This window comes from Paraclostridium tenue, from assembly GCF_039521565.1.
Classification (GTDB): domain Bacteria; phylum Bacillota; class Clostridia; order Peptostreptococcales; family Peptostreptococcaceae; genus Paraclostridium; species Paraclostridium tenue.
Window position 1 is genome coordinate 1 of sequence record NZ_BAAACP010000001.1, and the last position, 18440, is coordinate 18440.

Here is an 18440-nt window from a genome sequence, read left to right on the forward strand (position 1 = left end):
GTCATATTTTAATCACTCCTCAGTTAATATTTTATAAAAAAAGATCCTACATAGATAGACACGCTTTTTCTCGTGTCCACTATATAGGATCCATTTTATATTAGACTCATCTTTTTAAATAAAATTTTAAATATAATGTTTCATGTATATCTATGGTTTATTTTAATTTACTATTTATGTAAAACACCATCTTATTATTTCTCATATATTTTAATTGCTTATATATTGAGAAATATTTAATATTAGTAGTATTTAGAATTTTAGTCATCGAATCTACTGTTCTATTTCCATCAACTAATATAATAGGACATTTAACAGAAGAAGTTAACTGACTGGAGTAATATTTAAAATATGATTTTCCTTTAAAATCTTTGAAATCTCCACCACATACTTCAACAGAATCTTTTCAAGTTTAGATAGTTCTTTTACAATATACTTACAATCATTAAATGTAGCTACATTTTCTCTTGTAGAATTATAGATTTCAAAAATTATTTTATATCTATTATCAATACATCCGTCATATTTAGCATTTTTTCTATTTATGATATGGATCTAAAAATTGACCAAGTAGGTAACCATGAGCCCCATGAATTTTAATATCATAAAATACCACTAAGTTACATTTATAAGCAACTTCAGAAAAAGAATTAATTATATATTCAATATCATATTTAGTCAGAACTTTTGGAGTTATATCTGATTTAATTGAGGAATAGAATATGGTCATAATATAACCTTATTTTGTATTATTAAGATGTTTCACCTCCACTATAAACTATTTGCATAATTATTTGACTTAAATAAAAATAAATGATTTCAATAAAATTAGAATATATTTATAGTTTACTATGCTCTTTATAGTAAAACGTAAATATTTTGCAAAAAAGATAAAGAAATTACTAATAACATGCTAAATATTGTGTAAAAACTTATCTAATGGAAATAATCATATGGGAAGAGGTGATTTTAATGAGAATACCAAAACATGTAGGAATAATTCCAGATGGTAATAGAAGATGGGCTCAATCTAAAGGTCTTACAAAAGACAAGGGTTATGATAGTGGGTTAGACCCAGGTCTTGAAGCTTATAGAGTTTGCAGAGACATAGGGGTGGAAGAAGTTACATTTTATGGATTCACTACAGACAATACTAAAAGACCATCATATCAAACTAAAGCATTTACTGATGCATGTGTAAATGCTGCTAAAATGTTATTAGATGAAGGGGCAGCATTGTTAGTAATAGGAAACACAAATTCGCCTATGTTTCCAGATGAATTAAGGCCATATACACAAAGAATAAAACCTAAAGAAGGGCAAATAAAAGCAAATCTATTAGTAAATTATGGATGGCACTGGGATTTGAATACTTTATCAAATGCTAAGGGTAATAATAAAAATAATATACATGAATACATACAATCTTTTGACATTTCAAGACTGGATCTAATAATAAGATGGGGTGGAAGAAGGAGATTAAGTGGATTTTTACCTGTGCAGTCTATATATGCAGATTTTTATGTTTTAGATGATTATTGGCCAGATTTTAAAAATAATCATATTCATGAGGCTATAAATTGGTACAATAAACAAGATATAACTTTAGGGGGATAACAATACAAATATTGAAAATATAGTAAAAAAATGCTAGAATTAAGCTGAATTATGATTTAGAAGGGTGAATCTATGTCTAAGAAAAGAAAAGTTATAAGAAAAAAGAGAATAAAAAAATCTAGATTATTTATTTTAGCACTTTTAGTATTAATATGTATATTTTCAATATCATTTATAGCTAAGAAGGTATTTAGCAATGCAAAAGACAACAAGGTTGATGATAATAATGTGAAAGAGAATACTCAAGCAAAGGTCGAAATTGAACACTTGAGTCTCGAAAATGAAAAATCAAATAAAAAAATTAAAATACTAATAGATCCAGGTCATGGAGGAAATGATACTGGTTCAAAAGGTTTTAGTGGAAGCTTAGAAAAAGATATCTCGTTAGAAATAGCTAAAAAAGTAGCAGGAAAGTTATCTCAATATAAAGATTTAGAAGTTATTTTAACTAGAAGTGAGGATACGAATGTATCACTAGAAGAAAGAACTAGCATGGCAAATTCACAGAATATAGATTTATTAGTTTCTATACATCAAAATGCACAAAGTGGTTCAAGTTCAGCTCATGGAACCGAAACTTATTATCCTCAAAGTGGTATTAATGATTCTGATAAATTAGCAAAATCAATACAAGATACAATATGTTTATATTTAAATACAAAAAATAGAGGTATATATCCTTCAAATGTTGGAATTTTAAAAGGTACAGATATGCCGTCTGCATTAGTTGAAGTTGGATTTTTAACTAATGAAAAAGATGAGAAAAATTTAAAAAGTCAAAGCTATCAAAATAAAATGGCGGAAGGTATAGCTCAAGGAATTTTAAGTTATATAGACTCTAAAAATAAATAGTAAAAAAGGAAGTATGTAAATTTTATATACTTCCTTTTTGTATTTTTACATATAAATTATATGAATAGATTTAGTATATAGTGATACTTGGAGGGAATTTATGTTTGAAGGAATTAATAGTTTTAATATAATGACTTTTGATGGAGGAGGAGTAAGGGGGGCATTAAGTATAAAATTGTTAAGCAGATTAAAAGATCATTATCCTATGATAATCGAAAAAACTAGTTTAATAGGAGGTACATCTACAGGAAGTTTTATTGCAATAGGCCTTGCATATGGATTATCTCCTATGGAAATAATGAATATATACACAGGAGAGGGGTTAGAGTATATATTTTCAAAATCTTATCCTGAAATTATAATGAGTAAGTACAATAATAAAAATTTAAAAGAGATATTATTAAATATATTTCCTGAAGACTTAACTTTAAAAGACTTATCTAAATTTGTTGTTATACCCACATTTTATTTAGGTGATAAAAAAAATACTTGGGAACCTATATTTTATAGTAATATACCTGGATCAAGTACAGAAAATAGTAGAGTAATTGATGTCATGTTATCTAGTAGTGCAGCACCTATATACTTTCCTATTTATAAAAATCATATAGATGGGTGTATTATTGCAAATGACCCAAGCTTAGCATGTTTAGTACACGCATTAGATGATGGATTAGCAAGGGAGTTAAAAAATATAAAATTATTATCTATAGGTACAGGGTATACCTATAACTACTTAGAGGTAGATAATCCAAATTGGGGAGCTATTAATTGGATATTAAACAAAGACCCATCACACCCAATAGTAGCATTAGCATTAGAAGGTAATTCTAAATTTAGTCAATCATGTACTAGTAAGCTATTAAATGAAAATTACATAAGGCTTAATCCTAAAATAGATATAAAAATAGGGTTAGATGATTACAAATTAGTAGATAAATTAGTAAATATAGGCGAAAATTGTGATATAGAGAGTATATTAAGTTGGATTGGCGAAAAATGGAGATAATATGGATTATATTACGTAATATTTGATATAATTAAACTTATGAAAAGGTATTCATTAGGGGGATTAATTGGTATGGAGATTTCAAGTAATAATTATTATTTATCTAGTTTGTATGAAAACAGCTTGACAGAAGAAAATAAAAAATCTTTAGGTATTTATTACACACCAAAAAATATTATAGATTATATAGTTAAAAAAACTTTATACAATCATGATTTTATAAAAAATCCATATCCTAAAATTTTAGATTTATCATGTGGATGTGGTAACTTTTTACTAGAAGTATATGACACTTTATATGAAATCTTTGAAAATTATAAATATGAATTGAATATTGAAAATATACATAATCATATAATTAGCAATTGTATATACGGAATAGATATAGATTCAAATGCAATAAAATTGTTAAAACATTCATTAATTAATAAAAGCTTAGATAAAAATATAGACAAATTAAATATATATTGCTTTGATAGTTTAAATAGTGAAGGAATAGATGCAAATATAAAAAAGTTATTTTGGGATAATAAATTTGATTATATAATAGGAAATCCTCCTTATATAGGACATAAAAATCTTAATACAAATTATAAAAAGTGGTTATTAAAAGAGTATTCACAAGTATATAGAGATAAATCCGATATCTATTTTTGTTTTTATAAAAGAATAATTGATTTGTTAAAAGAAGATGGTGTTGCAAGTATAATAACACCTAGATATTTTATAGAAAGTCAAAGTGGAAGATTACTGAGAAAATATATTTTAAAAAATGTAAGTATAGATGAAATAATAGATTTTAATGGAGTGAATGTATTTAAAAATGCAAGTATAGCAAGTTGTATATTTACTATGAAAAAAGAAATAAATGAAAATAATATAGTAGATATTTATAAATTAAATAACTACAGTATAGATTTTGATTTTATAGAAGATATTAATGTTAAACTCAAAGATGAAAATGAATTTACAAAAATAAATTTAAATCAAATAGATATGAAAGAAGATTGGATTATAGATAAAAAAGAAAATATTTATTTGTACAATAAAATAGAAGATTACGGTGAATTTAAATTAAAAGATATATGCGTAAGCTTTCAAGGAATTATAACTGGATGTGATAAAGCTTTCGTTATAGATAATGAATATGAACACAAATTATGCATAGAAAAAAATATTTTGAAAAATTGGATTAAGAGTAAAAATATCCAAAAATATTTTATAGAAAAGAATTCTTTAAAACTTATATATAGTGATGATATAGATAGTTGTCATAAATATTCAAACTCTATAAATTATATAAAAAATTATAAGCAAAAATTAGAAAACAGAAGAGAATGTAAAAAAAATATTAGAATGTGGTATCAATTGCAATGGGGAAGAAATAAGAATATGTTTGAAAGAAAAAAGATAATGTATCCCTATAAATCAAAAGAAAATAGATTTGCTATTGATAATAAAAATAGATTTTGTAGTGCAGATGTATATTCTTTTTATATAAAAGATGAATATATAAGAGAGTTTTCATATGAATATATAGTTGGACTATTAAACTCAAGTATATATGATACTTATTTTAAAACTTTTGCTAAAAAGATGGGTAAAGATTTATATGACTACTATCCTAATAAGGTAATGCAAATAAGTATTTTTAAAGATCATAACTATAAATCAATAGAAAATTTATCAAAAAAAATTATAAATATATTAGAAAGTGATAATAAAGCAAATAAAGAAGTAATTATTTTACAAGAGGAAATAAATGAGTTGATTAAAAATTCTTTAAATATAAATTCACTATTATAGAAAGATATTCATATATTCATATTAAAATAAGTTTAATAGGGGGATATGTTATGATAGATTTTCAAGTTGTAAATAGTGATAATAGTATTTATATAAATGTAAGTGGGTACTTAAACAGTAAAGATTTAAAAGTATTTGTAGATGATTATAAACAAAAAATAAAGGGAATAAAAACATCTAAGTATAATTTAATTATAGAAACAGATAGATTTGAATGTGAAAAATTTTCTGAAATAAAAAATATTTGTATGATGTTTTATAAAACTGGTTATAAAAATATATATTTAATAGATCCTAAAAATTATATAATGTCAAATATGAGATTAAGTTCTTTAGAAAAAAAGATATTTTTAAAGGCCGTAAAGATTATTAATTCTAAGTCAGAGATAAAATAATTTTAAACGAAAACATAAATTGAAAATATAAAAACTTTTAATATTTTATTTGAAATACTAAGTGTTAATAGTATATGTAGAATAAAGTATAAAATTAAAATTTAATAAATATTATAAAAAAATATAATTTTTACTTGAAATACCGTGAAACTTGTAATATATTTGTTTTGAGGAATGTATATCTTTATAACTTAATTAAGGTGATATTTATGAAAGGATTAGTACTTGAAGGTGGAGGTACAAAAGGTGCCTACCAGATAGGAGCATATAAAGCTTTAAGGGAATTAGGCATAGAATTTAAAGGCATAGCAGGAACATCTATAGGAGCTTTGAATGGGGCTTATATAGCTCAAGATAATATAGAAGTTTTAGAGGATATATGGACTAATTATGATTATACTCATTTTATGGATGTTGATGAAGAAACATATCATCGTATAAAAAATATTGATTTTACGCCTAAAAATATAAATATGGTAATCTCTTTGATAAATAAAGCTAGAAAAAATCAAGGTATAGATATAAGTCCATTTAGGAATCTTTTAGAAAAAACTATAGATGAAGACTTAATAAGAAGTTCAAATAAAGATTTTGGATTAGTTACAGTTATGTGGGATGGAAAGATAGTTCCAAATCCTATGTTTATAGAAAATATACCAAATGGAAAATTATTAGATTATCTTATAGCGAGTGCTAGTTTACCTATATTTAAACTAGATAAATTAGATGATAAGTTATTTCTAGATGGAGTATTTTATAACAATATACCTGTAAGTTTATTAAGGGAAAAAGGATATGAAGATATAGTTGTAGTAAGATTAATTGACGACTTATTTGGAAAAGTAAATTTAAATCATCATAAAGATATGAATATGAAAGTTATAGTCCCATCTGAGTATTTAGGTGGATGTTTAAATTTAGACCCAGATAATGTTCATAAAAACATTAAATTGGGATATATGGATACCATGAAAACCTTTAACAGATATGAAGGCATAAGATATTATTTCAATTTAGATTATAAATATGATGATGATTATTGTTTTAATAAACTTAGTAATTTGAGTAAAGAGTCTATAGAAGGTTTATGCAAATTACTAAATATAAAAAGAGATATAAATAAAAGAACTCTTTTAGAAGCTATAATACCAAAATTAGGAGATAGTTTAAATTTATCAAAAGAGTTTTCATATAAAGACCTATTTTATTGTATATATGAGAAAAAGCTTGAAGAAAATAATATAAATAGATTAAATTTGTATGATTTTAACAAGGTAGTAGAAGTAGTAAACACTAATATAAATTCTAATATGAATTGGGAGTCTAATTTTGAAGTTAGACCTATAATTTCTATTCATAGGAATAGGTTTACTAAACTTTTAACAAATATAATAATAAATGATATAAAAACACAAACTTAATAAGTGATAGTTATATTATTTATAACAAATGAAATTTATGGAGGTATTACAATGGAAAAAACAGTAACTATTAAAAATGCAAGTGGATTACATGCTAGACCAGCAGGAATGTTTGTAAAAAAAGCATCTGAATTTAAAGCTACAGTAGAAATAAAAGCAAAAGATAAAGTTGTTAATGCTAAATCTATAATGGGAATAATGAGTTTAGGATTAGCTCAAGGAGACGAAGTTGTTATATGTGCTAATGGAGAAGACCAAGAAGCAGCAGTAAATGCATTAGTTGAATTAATAGAAAGTGGATTTGGAGAATAATAAAAATTAAGAAACCTCGGTGAAAGCCGAGGTTTATTGAATATATATATATTGTATACATAAGACATTAGGAGGAAACATATATGTACAAAGGAACAGGGGCATCGCCTGGAATAGCTTTAGGAAAAGCTTTGGTTATAGAACACAGCGAACTTAATATAGAAAAAAAGAGCATAGAAAATACCGATTTTGAAGTAGAAAAATTACAAAAAGCAGTAGAAAAATCAAGAGTTGAGTTAGAACAAGTAAAAGAGAGAGTTAAAAAAGAATTAGGGGAACACGAAGCCGAAATATTTGAGGCACATTTACTAGTATTAGCAGATCCAGAATTAATAGATCAGACTATATCTAAAATAAAAGATGAAAAAGTAAATGCTGATTTTGCTTTAAATGAAGTTAAAGATATGTTTGTTAGCATATTTGAATCTATGGATAATGAGTATATGAGAGAAAGAGCAGCTGATATAAAAGATGTTACAAATAGAGTATTAAGACATATATTAGGTATAAAAGTTGTAGATTTATCAGCTTTATCTGAAGAAGTTATATTAATTGCTCATGACTTAACTCCATCAGATACAGCTACAATGAATAAGAATATGGTTTTAGGTTTTTTAACTGATATAGGTGGAAGAACATCTCATACAGCTATAATGGCTAGAACTTTAGAGATAGCTGCAGTAGTAGGTCTTAATGATGCTACAGAGAAAATTAAAGATGGAGATTTTGTAGTATTTAATGGAGAAACTGGAGAAGTTATAGTTAATCCAGATAAAGAAACTATAAATAAATATAGTCAACTAAAAGCTAAGTTCGATGAAGAAAAAGAGGCATTAAAGCAATTAATAGGAAAAGCTTCTACAACCCTTGATGAAAGACATGTAGAGCTTGCAGGGAATATATGAAGTCCTAATGACCTTGAAGGATTATTAAAAAATGATGCAGAAGGTGTAGGACTTTATAGAACTGAGTTTTTATATATGAATAAAGAAGATGACTTTCCAACTGAAGAAGAACAGTATGAAGCTTATAAAGCTGTCCTTGAAGGTATGAATGGAAAACCTATAGTTATAAGAACATTAGATATAGGTGGAGATAAAGAATTAAAGTACTTCAAAATGGATGAAGAAATGAATCCATTTTTAGGATATAGAGCAATAAGATTATGCCTAGATAGAACGGATATATTTAAAACTCAATTAAGAGCTTTATATAGAGCTAGTGTACATGGTAAATTAAGAATAATGTTTCCTATGATATCTTCTTTAGAAGAACTATTAAAAGCTAAAGAAATTATAAAAGAAGTATTATCTGAAATGGATGTAGAAGGGATTGAATACGCAAAAGATGTAGAAGTTGGTATGATGATAGAGATACCATCAGCAGCTGTTATATCAGATATATTAGCTAAGCATGTAGATTTCTTCTCTATAGGAACTAATGATTTAATACAATATACTTGTGCGGTTGACAGAATGAATCAAAAGATAAGTTATTTATACAATCAATTTAATCCAGCAGTACTTAGACTTATAAAGATGGTAATAGACAATGCACATAAAGAAGGAAAATGGGTAGGAATGTGCGGAGAAGCCGCAGGAGATCAAAGAATGATACCTATACTTTTAGGTATGGGTCTAGATGAATTTTCAATGTCCCCTATATCAATACTTCCAGCTAGAAAGTTCATAACTTCTGTTAAGTATGATGATATGAAAAACTTTGCTAATGAAGTATTAACTATGGGAACTGCAGAAGAAATAAAAGCATATGTAGATAAAACTTTTAATATGTAATAAAAAAGATCGCTAACTTTAGCGATCTTTTTTATTACATAGTTATTGTATTCAATTTAATATATCAGAACTTTTAGATGTATAAATTCTAATATAACTTTTTATTTATTAAGATGTTTATATATAAATCAGAAAAATTAAAACTTTTAAAAAATATAATTTAAATCATAAATCACTTTAATAAATAAAGCTATATATCTATAAATATAGATAAAATTTAAAAAAATATATATTGTTGATATAAAAAATAATTTTTAAAATAATTATTGTTTAAAAATTTTTATTGACATAATTCATATATTAAACTAAAATTACGTTAAATAATTTAAAAAATAGTTAAAAGACCTTGAAAGGAAGAGTAGGTATAGGAAGTAGTTATGAGCGAGTTGGTTATGGTGAGAGTCCAACACGAAGCCTATATTGAAGAACATCCTGGAGTTGCTAACCGAAATTGTAAAAAGAGTAGGCTTAGACGGAACCAAACCGTTATCAAGTTGGAACGCACTAAGATTAGTCTTGCTGCGTTATTGAGAGAACTTGATATTTTGGTCTAGTTAACCAGGGTGGTACCGCGGAAATTATAAACTTTCGTCCCTATATTTTATATAGAGATGAAAGTTTTTTTTATTGAAAAAAAGTATAATTGTGGCCACATATACTAAAATTAAAAAATGTATGACGTCATACTCTTTAATAAATCATTAAAATAAAATATCAAAATAAGAAGAGGAGAGTATAATTATGAGCTTAACAATACCAAAAGATTATAAACCGAGTTTAGGAGTTATAGAAACACAACAAGCTATAAAAGATTTAAAGGATTTCTTTGAAAATAGATTAGGAGAAATGTTAAACCTTACTAGAGTATCATCACCATTATTTGTTTTACCGGAAACTGGAACTAACGATAACTTAAATGGAACAGAAAAAGCAGTAAGTTTTGAAGTTACTGATATGAAAAAGAAAGCAGAGATAGTTCATTCACTAGCTAAGTGGAAAAGAATGGCGCTTAAAAAATATGGTTTCTCAGTAGGTAAAGGACTATATACTGATATGAATGCTATAAGAAAAGATGAAGAGCTAGATAATATTCATTCAATATATGTAGACCAATGGGATTGGGAACTTATAATAGAAAAAAATGATAGAAATATAGAGACTTTAAAAGCTAAAGTTAAAGAGATATATACCGTATTTAAAGAAACAGAAGAACATGTACACAAAATATATCCACAAATAAAAAAAGTTTTACCTGAAGAGATAACTTTTATAACTTCACAAGAATTATTAGATATGTATCCAGAATTAACTCCAAAAGAAAGAGAAAATAAAATAGTAAAAGATAAAGGTGCAGTATTTTTAATGCAAATAGGAAAAGTTCTTTCTTGTGGAGAAAAGCATGATGGAAGAAGTCCAGATTATGATGATTGGGAATTAAATGGAGATATACTATTTTATAACCCAGTTTTAGATAATGCTATTGAATTATCTTCTATGGGAATTAGGGTAGATGAAGAAAGTTTAAGAAAACAATTAAAGTTATCTGGTTGTGAGGATAGAAAAGAATTAGATTATCACAAAGCTTTATTAAATGGAGAGTTGCCATATACTATCGGCGGAGGAATTGGACAATCAAGAATATGTATGTACTTTTTAAATAAAGCTCACATAGGAGAAGTACAAGCAGGTATATGGCCAGAAGATATGATTAAAGAATGTGATAAGTCTGGTATACATTTATTATAAATTTAATATATTCATCTAAATACTCATATAAGTTATAATAATCTTAAGTTATAGCTTTAGGGGTGATATATATGAAAATTATATTAAGATTAATAGATATATTTTTAGATACTTTTAAGAAAACTTTGGTTAGATTTAAAAATAGCAAATTTGGAATTTTATTTATTGTCAATTTATTTAAACTTCCAGATTTCTATAAAGATAAAAGTGTAAATATAATAAGTAAATATAAAGTAACTTTTGCAATTTTAATAACCTTTGTATATCTATTATTAGGAATAGATTTTATACCAGAAGTGATAACAGGTATATTTGGATTTATAGATGATTTGTTTGTACTTTTTTGGAGTTTTGGAATAATTAATGAAGAACTTGAAATGTACAAAAAAATTAGAAAAGATACAATAAATCCTAATATCATAGAAGGTGTAACTTTTTCAATAAAGGATGAAGAGTAAAAATTACTCTTCATTTTTTATTGAAAATATTGGATATCTATTACTGTGTATAAGTGCTTAAATAAAAATATACAGAAAGGACAGTAAAATGAAGGATAGTAAAAAGTCATTAAGTAAAATATTATTAATAATTACAATGATAGTATGTATAGGATTACCAAATGGTATTTTTGCAGATAATAGATATACGCATGAAAATGACCCTTACGCCAAAGAATCGAAAAAATATAATTATAATTATGGTGATTCTTTAGAAATTAATAAAAGTAGTGATATATATAATTCTATATATCAATCACTTATAAATATGGAGGATTCAGTAGATCTTTCAAAATATGGAACACCTAAAAGTTCTGAAGTATTTGATATTAGGAAGAAAGTATTAGATGATCACCCTGAAATATTTTATTTTACACATGAAAATTCTTCTTATTGGAGTAATGGGAAATTAGAATTTAAATATATAGATTCTAAAGAATCAATAAAAAAAATGATAGGGGAATTAGATAAAAAAGTAAATCACGTTTTAAGTACATGTATATCAAATTCTATGTCTGAAATAGAAAAAGTTATAGCTATACATGACTATTTAGTTTTAAATACTGAATATAAAATATCAAATGACCATGATTTTGATGTATATGGTGTACTTGTAAAAGGTAGAGGTGTTTGTCAAGGTTATACGACAAGTATGAAATTACTTTTAAATAAAGTTGGCATCGATAGTACTTATGTAGCTAGTCCAGCTATGAATCATATTTGGAATATAGTTAACATAGATGGAGAGAACTATCAGCTAGATGTTACATGGGACGACCCTGTTCCAAATAGAGAAGGTGTAGTTAGATACTCTTATCTTGCATTAAGTGATGCAGAAATGGGTAAAGATCACACATGGGATAAAAGTAGTGTACCTAAATGTGATAGTGATAAGTATAAGTATATGAGAGAAATGGATTATGTTGTAAGTGATAAGGAATATAGATACTATACTAATGTTTCTAATGGATATAAAATATATAAGATAAAAAAAGATGGAAGTTGTAAAGAAAAAATTCTTAATTCTCCGGGGCATCCATTGTATATAAAAGATAGATATCTTTATTATAAGGATTTATATAATGGAAGTATTAAACGTATACTTATAAAGAATTCTGATGTAATTGAAAACAAAGATAATACTAAAAAACAAGATGTAATTGAAAATAAAGATAATACTAAAAAACAAGATGTAATTGAAAACAAAGATAATACTAAAAAACAAGATGTAATTGAAAACAAAGATAATACTAAAAAGCAAGATGTAATTGAAAACAAAGACAATGCTAAAAAACAAGATACAATTATTTTTAATGATGTATATAAGCACTGGGCTAAAAATGATATAGATTTATTTGTTAGAGAGGGATATATAAATGGTTACGGAGATAATACATTTAGACCAGATAACTCAATAACTAGAGCTGAATTTGTTAAAATTTTAAATAAATACTTTGGATTAAAAAAAGGTAGTGGAAAAGTATTTAATGATACAAAAAAACATTGGGCTAAAGATGAAATCGATATAGCTGTTACAAATGGTGTTTGTCAAGGTGTATCAAAAGAAGAATTTATGCCAGATGAACCAATTACAAGAGAACAAGCTAGTGTAATGATATCTAATTTTAGAAAAATATCAGATAATAATAATGATAAAATGAAAAAGTTTTCTGATTATAAAGATATATCTGTATGGGCAGTTAGTGGTGTTGAAGGTGTATTAGAAAATGGATATATGAATGGATACCCAGATAACACTTTTAAACCTAAATCTAATATGACTAGAGCAGAAGCTTTAGTTACATTAAGTAGGATTAAGTAATATAAAAAAGTGTAGATAAATAAGATTTAAAATTATTTATCTACACTTTTTATTAAAAGATAGATTTTAGAGATTCTATTAAAAACTTATTTTCTTTATGACTTAAAGTACAAACTCTAAAGAAATATTCATCTAGACCCTCAAATGATTTGCAATCTCGAATTATTATATGTTTTTCAATTAAAAGGTCTCTTAGCTCTGAGGCTTTTATTTTTTTTGATTTTATTTCACTTAATATAAAATTACCATCACTATGATAAACCATAAAATCATCAAAAGAAGAGAGTTCATTTAAAAGATATTCTCTTTCTTTAGTTAGAGTTTGCGAAGAATTTTTTATGAAATCTTCATCTTTAAACATTACTTCACCCATTATAGATGCTAATGTGTTTATATTCCATAAATCCAACTTATTATTCATTGATTCTTTTATTATATTATCAGATGTAAGTCCATATCCTAATCTTATTCCTGGAGTACCAAAAAATTTAGAAGTACCTCTAATAACAAAAAGTTTATTAAAATCATCAACTAATCTAGTTGAAGAATATTTACTTGTATTAGTAAATTCAATATACGTTTCATCAATCATAATAGAAGTATTAGTATTTTCAAGTATTTTTCTTATTTCTTCATTTGTAAATGCAAATCCAGTAGGATTATTAGGATTACAAATAACAACTATATCATGATTATCACTGTTTATATAATTTATGAAATCATTTACATCAACCTTAAACAGATTTTCTTTTTTTGAAAAATACTTATTAATATGACAGTTTACTTTTATTAACTCTTTCTCATACTCTGAATAAGATGGAGACAATAAAACTGCTTTTTTAGGATTAACTATATCTATAAATGAAGATATAAGTTCAGTTGCGCCACTTCCTAAAAGAATATTATCATTAGAACAATTACAATAATTTGAAATTGAAGTCTTTAAATTAAGATATGAAGGATCTGGATATATAGAGACCATATCTATATTATCTATAATAGCTTGTTTAGCTAATTTAGAAGAGCCTAAAGGATTTATATTAGAGCTAAAGTCCATTAACTCATTTTTATTTAAACCTAACTTACTAGATAAATCATATAAGTTAGCACCATGATTTGTACTCATTGGAATTTACCTCCTAAAAAAATTTTTATAATAATAATTATATATAAAAATTTGTATATAATATATAACTAATATGTAAAAATTAAAAATATATATAAATTATATTTTAAATAAAACATAAACACGAATTATAAATTAAAAAATTAAAAAAATATTCAAAAAAACAAAAAAGATATGTTATAATGGAATATATTAATATACGGCAAATTGGAGGTACAACTATGTACAAAGTTACAGGTGTAATGATAAGTGAAGAAGAAATAGCAAAAAAGGTTAAAGAAATAGCTAGCAAGATAGAAAAAGATTTTGAAGGCCAAGAACTTTTAGTAGTAGGTATACTTAAAGGTGCAAGTGTATTTGTTGCAGATTTAATAAGAAATATAAATTTAGATGTTAATATAGATTTTATGAGTGTTTCAAGTTATGGTAACTCAACTGAGTCATCAGGAACAGTTAAGATATTAAAAGATTTAGATGTAGATATAGAAGGGAAAAATGTTTTAATAGTTGAGGATATAATAGATAGTGGATTAACATTAAGTAATTTAGTAGCAGCATTAAAAACTAGAAATCCAAAGTCTTTAAAATTATGTACATTATTAGATAAACCTGAAAGAAGAAAAGTTGATATAAAAGTTGATTATAAAGGTTTTGTTATAGAAGATAAATTTATTGTTGGATATGGAATAGATTATGCAGAAAAATATAGAAATTTACCATATATAGGAGTAGTAGGAGAGTAATCTTCTACTATTATTTTTTTAAAATATATTTTAGATAATTAAGTTTGAATGTATAATAAAATTATAACTAAAACTTAATTAGTAATAGGGGGAACAAATATGTACTATATAGGTATAGATATAGGTGGTACAGGTATACAAGCAGGTATAGTAGATAAAGATGGAAAAATACTTTATAGAAAAGAATGTGCAACAGATGTAGAAAATGGATTTGATAAGGTAATGGAAGATATAAACATCTTAGTTAGAAGTCTTTTAGATGAAAATAATATACAGATGAAAGATGTAAAATCTATAGGTTGTGGAGTGCCTGGGTTTATAAATAAAAAAGGACAGGTTACATGCGTAAATTTAGGATGGAAATCACAAGATTTTATAAATACTTTGCAATCTAAGTTTGCAGATGTTAAGGTCTATGCTGAAAATGATGCTACTGTTGCAGCTTTAGCAGAAGCTAAAGTTGGAAGCATGAAAGGTTGCGATGTTGGAGTTATGTACACTTTAGGAACAGGTGTAGGTGGAGGAATAATAATAAATGGGAAAGTTTTTAGTGGAGCACATAATATGGGATCTGAGTTAGGACATGTAATTGTAGATTCAAACTATTATGATTGCAGTTGTGGAAACAATGGATGTCTAGAAACTTTCTGTTCTGCTACAGCTATAATAAAGTATGCTAGAAAACTAATCCAAGAAGGAAAAGATAGCAAAATTTTATCATTAGTTAATAATAGATTAGATGATATAACTGCTAAACATGTATTTGATGCATATAGAGAAAATGATGAGGTTGCAATTGAAACTATAAATAGATTTAAAGATTATTTAGCCAAGTCTATAGCGGCAATTATAAATACAATAGATCCAGAAGTTATATCTATAGGTGGAGGAGTCTCTAGATCAGGAGATATAATATTAGATGGATTAAATGATATAATTAAAAAATATATAGTTTTTAAGGATGAAGAATTTGCAGATATAGTTATAGCTACATTAAGTGCTGATGCAGGAATTGTTGGTGCTGCATTTTTAAGCTAAAGTAAGTTTAAAAAAAGAGAGGTTTAATAGACCTCTCTTTTTTTATGTTTCTAATTTGCAAAAAAGATGATAAAAACATCATAAGTTTAAATTTAAAAACATAAAATTAAGCATAAGCTATTAAAAATTATAAGGATATATAAAAAATATTAGTGGGGGGCGGTATTATGCCAAATATAGTATTAACAAGAATTGATAATAGACTAATACATGGTCAAGTAGCAACTATGTGGTCATCTAGTGTAGGAGCTAATTTATTATTGGTAGCAAATGATGAAGTAGCAACAAATGAATTTAGACAGGGCCTTATGGATATGGCTGCACCAAGCTTTGCACAAACTAGATATTTTACAATAGAGAAAACAATAAATATAATACACAAGGCTAGTGAATCTCAGCATATAGCTATAATTTGTGAAAATCCTCAAGATGTTTTAAAACTTGTGGAAGGTGGTGTTCCTATAAAGAAGGTTAATATAGGAAATATGCATATGGCACAAGGTAAAAGACAAGTTTCAAAAGCAGTTTGTGTAGATGATGATGATGTAGCTGCATTTAAAAAGCTTAAGGAGTTAGGTGTAGAGCTAGAAATCAGGAGAGTTCCAAGTGAATCTGCTGAAAGTATAGATGAATTATTTAAATAGAAAGGGGTAGCTTTATGGAAATAGGGTTTGTTCAAATTGCTCTAATTTTAATTGTTACATTTATAGCAGCTATTGATCAGTTTAACTTTTTAGAATCATTGTATAGACCTATAATAATGGGTCCTATAGTTGGGGCTATAATGGGAGATTTAAACACAGGACTTATAGTTGGTGGATCTTATGAACTTATGATGATAGGTGCAATGCCTGTAGGTGGAGCTCAACCTCCAAATGCTGTTATAGGAGGTATAATGGCAACTATATTTGCTATAACATCAGGTTTAGATACAAGTGCAGCACTACCACTTGCAATACCATTTGCATTATTAGGTCAATATGCAGTAACTGCATTATTTACAGTAATGTCTCCTTTAATGAGACTATGTGATAAAGCAGCGGAAGAATCTAATCCTAAGGGAATAGATAAAGTAAATTATATGGCTATGGGAATATTAGGAGTAGCTTTTGCATTAATAGTTTTAGCAGGTTTACTATCAGGGCAAGCGATAGGAGATACTTTAACTAAAGTATTACCTGAACAAGTTTGGACTGGATTAACTGCAGCAGGAAAGATGATGCCAGCTTTAGGATTTGCTATGTTACTTAAGGTTATGTTAAGTAAAGAGTATGCGATATTTATGGTATTAGGTTTTGTATTAGTTGCATACTTAAATTTACCACTTTTAGCTTTAGCTATGATAGGGTTAGTTGTAGCTATATACGATTTTAATGTGAGCATAAAAACTAAAAATGTTGGAGGAGGTATGAGTGATGGCATCTAATATAGAACAAAAAGCAATGATTCATACTGAATATATAGATAAAACAGAGGGTGAAACTCTAGATAAGAAAACTTTAAATAAAATGGCATGGAGATCTATGTTTTTACAAGCTTCATTTAACTATGAAAGAATGCAAGCTGGAGGTTGGTTGTATTCTATACTTCCAGGACTTAAAAAAATACACAAAAACAAACAAGACTTATCTACTTCTATGAAACATAACTTAGAGTTTTTTAATTGCCATCCATTTTTAATTACATTTGTTATGGGAATTGTTTTATCTTTAGAACAAAAGAAAGCAGATGTACAAACTATACGTTCATTAAGGGTTGCAGCGATGGGGCCATTAGGAGGTATAGGAGATGCAATATTTTGGTTTACTTTACTTCCAATAGCTGCTGGAGTTGGAGCTAACTTAGCGCTTGAAGGAAGTATAGCAGGACCTATAATATTTTTACTAATGTTTAATATAGTTCATTTAGGATTAAGATTTTGGTTAATGCATTGGTCATATAAGACTGGTATTGAAGGTATAACTAAAATAACAAAAAATGCAAAGGAATTTACTAGATCAGCTACTATATTAGGTATGATAGTTGTGGGGGCTTTAATAGCTTCATATGTAAGTATAGATATTGTTACTGAAATACCTATAGGAGAAACATCTTTAAAAGTTCAAGAAATACTAGATGGTATAATGCCAAAATTATTACCTCTTGGACTAACATTTGGTATGTATGGGCTAGTTAAGAAAAATGTAAGTCCTATGATAAATATATTAATAATGGTGTTAATAGGTATAGCAGGAGCATATATAGGATTATTCTAGGGGGA

The 18440-nt window shown here is 26.3% G+C and carries 17 protein-coding genes, 1 pseudogene and 1 other annotated feature; of the genes and pseudogenes, 16 read left to right on the forward strand and 2 right to left on the reverse strand.

The annotated features are described in order from the left end of the window. Positions 1-538: 538 nt before the first annotated feature. On the reverse strand, positions 539-730 hold the full coding sequence (locus ABFX13_RS00005; RefSeq protein WP_346040860.1) for an oxidoreductase: 192 nt from the start codon (positions 728-730) through the stop codon (positions 539-541). Positions 731-972: 242 nt separating this feature from the next. Between ABFX13_RS00005 and uppS the strand changes: the two genes are divergently transcribed. From uppS to ABFX13_RS00060, 11 genes and pseudogenes are all read left to right on the forward strand, one after another. Beyond that, positions 973-1617, forward strand: a complete 645-nt coding sequence (uppS, locus tag ABFX13_RS00010) for a polyprenyl diphosphate synthase (protein ID WP_346040862.1) — start codon at positions 973-975, stop codon at positions 1615-1617. 72 nt (positions 1618-1689) lie between these two features. Next, positions 1690-2469, forward strand: a complete 780-nt coding sequence (locus ABFX13_RS00015) for an N-acetylmuramoyl-L-alanine amidase family protein (RefSeq protein ID WP_346040864.1) — start codon at positions 1690-1692, stop codon at positions 2467-2469. 100 nt (positions 2470-2569) lie between these two features. Then, positions 2570-3478 carry a patatin-like phospholipase family protein gene (locus ABFX13_RS00020; RefSeq protein WP_346040866.1) on the forward strand — a complete coding sequence of 303 codons (909 nt, stop codon included), beginning with the start codon at positions 2570-2572 and terminating at the stop codon, positions 3476-3478. Positions 3479-3550: 72 nt separating this feature from the next. Beyond that, positions 3551-5284, forward strand: a complete 1734-nt coding sequence (locus ABFX13_RS00025; protein WP_346040868.1) for an Eco57I restriction-modification methylase domain-containing protein — start codon at positions 3551-3553, stop codon at positions 5282-5284. A gap of 50 nt (positions 5285-5334) precedes the next feature. After that, positions 5335-5679, forward strand: coding sequence for a hypothetical protein (locus tag ABFX13_RS00030; RefSeq protein WP_346040870.1), 345 nt, complete (start codon positions 5335-5337; stop codon positions 5677-5679). 209 nt (positions 5680-5888) lie between these two features. Continuing rightward, positions 5889-7100, forward strand: a complete 1212-nt coding sequence (locus ABFX13_RS00035; RefSeq protein WP_346040872.1) for a patatin-like phospholipase family protein — start codon at positions 5889-5891, stop codon at positions 7098-7100. A gap of 51 nt (positions 7101-7151) precedes the next feature. Continuing rightward, positions 7152-7412 carry an HPr family phosphocarrier protein gene (locus ABFX13_RS00040; protein ID WP_346040874.1) on the forward strand — a complete coding sequence of 87 codons (261 nt, stop codon included), beginning with the start codon at positions 7152-7154 and terminating at the stop codon, positions 7410-7412. An 83-nt stretch (positions 7413-7495) separates the two neighbouring features. After that, positions 7496-9208: pseudogene (ptsP, locus tag ABFX13_RS00045) on the forward strand (phosphoenolpyruvate--protein phosphotransferase). 337 nt (positions 9209-9545) lie between these two features. Then, positions 9546-9807 (forward strand) — a binding site (T-box leader). Between the two features lie 142 nt (positions 9808-9949). Continuing rightward, a complete protein-coding gene (asnA, locus tag ABFX13_RS00050; protein WP_346040876.1) occupies positions 9950-10954 on the forward strand; it encodes an aspartate--ammonia ligase in 1005 nt (334 codons plus the stop codon). 71 nt (positions 10955-11025) lie between these two features. Next, positions 11026-11412: a YkvA family protein gene (locus ABFX13_RS00055; RefSeq protein ID WP_346040878.1), complete on the forward strand. Its 387-nt coding sequence runs from the start codon at positions 11026-11028 to the stop codon at positions 11410-11412. Positions 11413-11500: 88 nt separating this feature from the next. Then, on the forward strand, positions 11501-13273 hold the full coding sequence (locus ABFX13_RS00060) for an S-layer homology domain-containing protein (protein WP_346040880.1): 1773 nt from the start codon (positions 11501-11503) through the stop codon (positions 13271-13273). 52 nt (positions 13274-13325) lie between these two features. On the opposite strand, the gene ABFX13_RS00065 is transcribed toward ABFX13_RS00060, so the two are convergent. Further along, positions 13326-14399 (reverse strand): pyridoxal phosphate-dependent aminotransferase, encoded by a 1074-nt coding sequence (locus ABFX13_RS00065; RefSeq protein ID WP_346040882.1) that lies wholly within the window; start codon positions 14397-14399, stop codon positions 13326-13328. A gap of 221 nt (positions 14400-14620) precedes the next feature. On the opposite strand from ABFX13_RS00065, the gene hpt reads away from it, so the two are divergent. The 5 genes from hpt to ABFX13_RS00090 all read left to right on the forward strand — a co-directional run bounded on the left by hpt (position 14621) and on the right by ABFX13_RS00090 (position 18435). Next, a complete protein-coding gene (gene hpt, locus ABFX13_RS00070) occupies positions 14621-15142 on the forward strand; it encodes a hypoxanthine phosphoribosyltransferase (protein ID WP_346040884.1) in 522 nt (173 codons plus the stop codon). 99 nt (positions 15143-15241) lie between these two features. Continuing rightward, positions 15242-16180: an ROK family protein gene (locus tag ABFX13_RS00075; RefSeq protein ID WP_346040886.1), complete on the forward strand. Its 939-nt coding sequence runs from the start codon at positions 15242-15244 to the stop codon at positions 16178-16180. Between the two features lie 167 nt (positions 16181-16347). Next, a complete protein-coding gene (agaB, locus tag ABFX13_RS00080) occupies positions 16348-16824 on the forward strand; it encodes a PTS galactosamine transporter subunit IIB (RefSeq protein WP_147543108.1) in 477 nt (158 codons plus the stop codon). 14 nt (positions 16825-16838) lie between these two features. Further along, on the forward strand, positions 16839-17606 hold the full coding sequence (locus ABFX13_RS00085; protein ID WP_346040889.1) for a PTS mannose/fructose/sorbose/N-acetylgalactosamine transporter subunit IIC: 768 nt from the start codon (positions 16839-16841) through the stop codon (positions 17604-17606). Further along, positions 17596-18435: a PTS system mannose/fructose/sorbose family transporter subunit IID gene (locus ABFX13_RS00090; RefSeq protein ID WP_346040891.1), complete on the forward strand. Its 840-nt coding sequence runs from the start codon at positions 17596-17598 to the stop codon at positions 18433-18435. Before ABFX13_RS00085 ends, ABFX13_RS00090 begins: the two co-directional genes overlap by 11 nt. Positions 18436-18440 lie beyond the last annotated feature (5 nt).

Bases quoted from the DNA above. Each gene is read 5' to 3' on its own strand.
- ABFX13_RS00005 (WP_346040860.1), bottom strand. From the start codon at position 730: ATGACCATATTCTATTCCTCAATTAAATCAGATATAACTCCAAAAGTT.
- ABFX13_RS00085 (WP_346040889.1), top strand. From the start codon at position 16,839: ATGGAAATAGGGTTTGTTCAAATTGCTCTAATTTTAATTGTTACATTT.
- ABFX13_RS00040 (WP_346040874.1), top strand. From the start codon at position 7,152: ATGGAAAAAACAGTAACTATTAAAAATGCAAGTGGATTACATGCTAGA.
- hpt (WP_346040884.1), top strand. From the start codon at position 14,621: ATGTACAAAGTTACAGGTGTAATGATAAGTGAAGAAGAAATAGCAAAA.
- ABFX13_RS00090 (WP_346040891.1), top strand. From the start codon at position 17,596: ATGGCATCTAATATAGAACAAAAAGCAATGATTCATACTGAATATATA.
- ABFX13_RS00055 (WP_346040878.1), top strand. From the start codon at position 11,026: ATGAAAATTATATTAAGATTAATAGATATATTTTTAGATACTTTTAAG.
- ABFX13_RS00020 (WP_346040866.1), top strand. From the start codon at position 2,570: ATGTTTGAAGGAATTAATAGTTTTAATATAATGACTTTTGATGGAGGA.
- ABFX13_RS00060 (WP_346040880.1), top strand. From the start codon at position 11,501: ATGAAGGATAGTAAAAAGTCATTAAGTAAAATATTATTAATAATTACA.
- ABFX13_RS00030 (WP_346040870.1), top strand. From the start codon at position 5,335: ATGATAGATTTTCAAGTTGTAAATAGTGATAATAGTATTTATATAAAT.
- ABFX13_RS00025 (WP_346040868.1), top strand. From the start codon at position 3,551: ATGGAGATTTCAAGTAATAATTATTATTTATCTAGTTTGTATGAAAAC.
- ABFX13_RS00065 (WP_346040882.1), bottom strand. From the start codon at position 14,399: ATGAGTACAAATCATGGTGCTAACTTATATGATTTATCTAGTAAGTTA.
- ABFX13_RS00075 (WP_346040886.1), top strand. From the start codon at position 15,242: ATGTACTATATAGGTATAGATATAGGTGGTACAGGTATACAAGCAGGT.
- ABFX13_RS00015 (WP_346040864.1), top strand. From the start codon at position 1,690: ATGTCTAAGAAAAGAAAAGTTATAAGAAAAAAGAGAATAAAAAAATCT.
- agaB (WP_147543108.1), top strand. From the start codon at position 16,348: ATGCCAAATATAGTATTAACAAGAATTGATAATAGACTAATACATGGT.
- asnA (WP_346040876.1), top strand. From the start codon at position 9,950: ATGAGCTTAACAATACCAAAAGATTATAAACCGAGTTTAGGAGTTATA.
- ABFX13_RS00035 (WP_346040872.1), top strand. From the start codon at position 5,889: ATGAAAGGATTAGTACTTGAAGGTGGAGGTACAAAAGGTGCCTACCAG.
- uppS (WP_346040862.1), top strand. From the start codon at position 973: ATGAGAATACCAAAACATGTAGGAATAATTCCAGATGGTAATAGAAGA.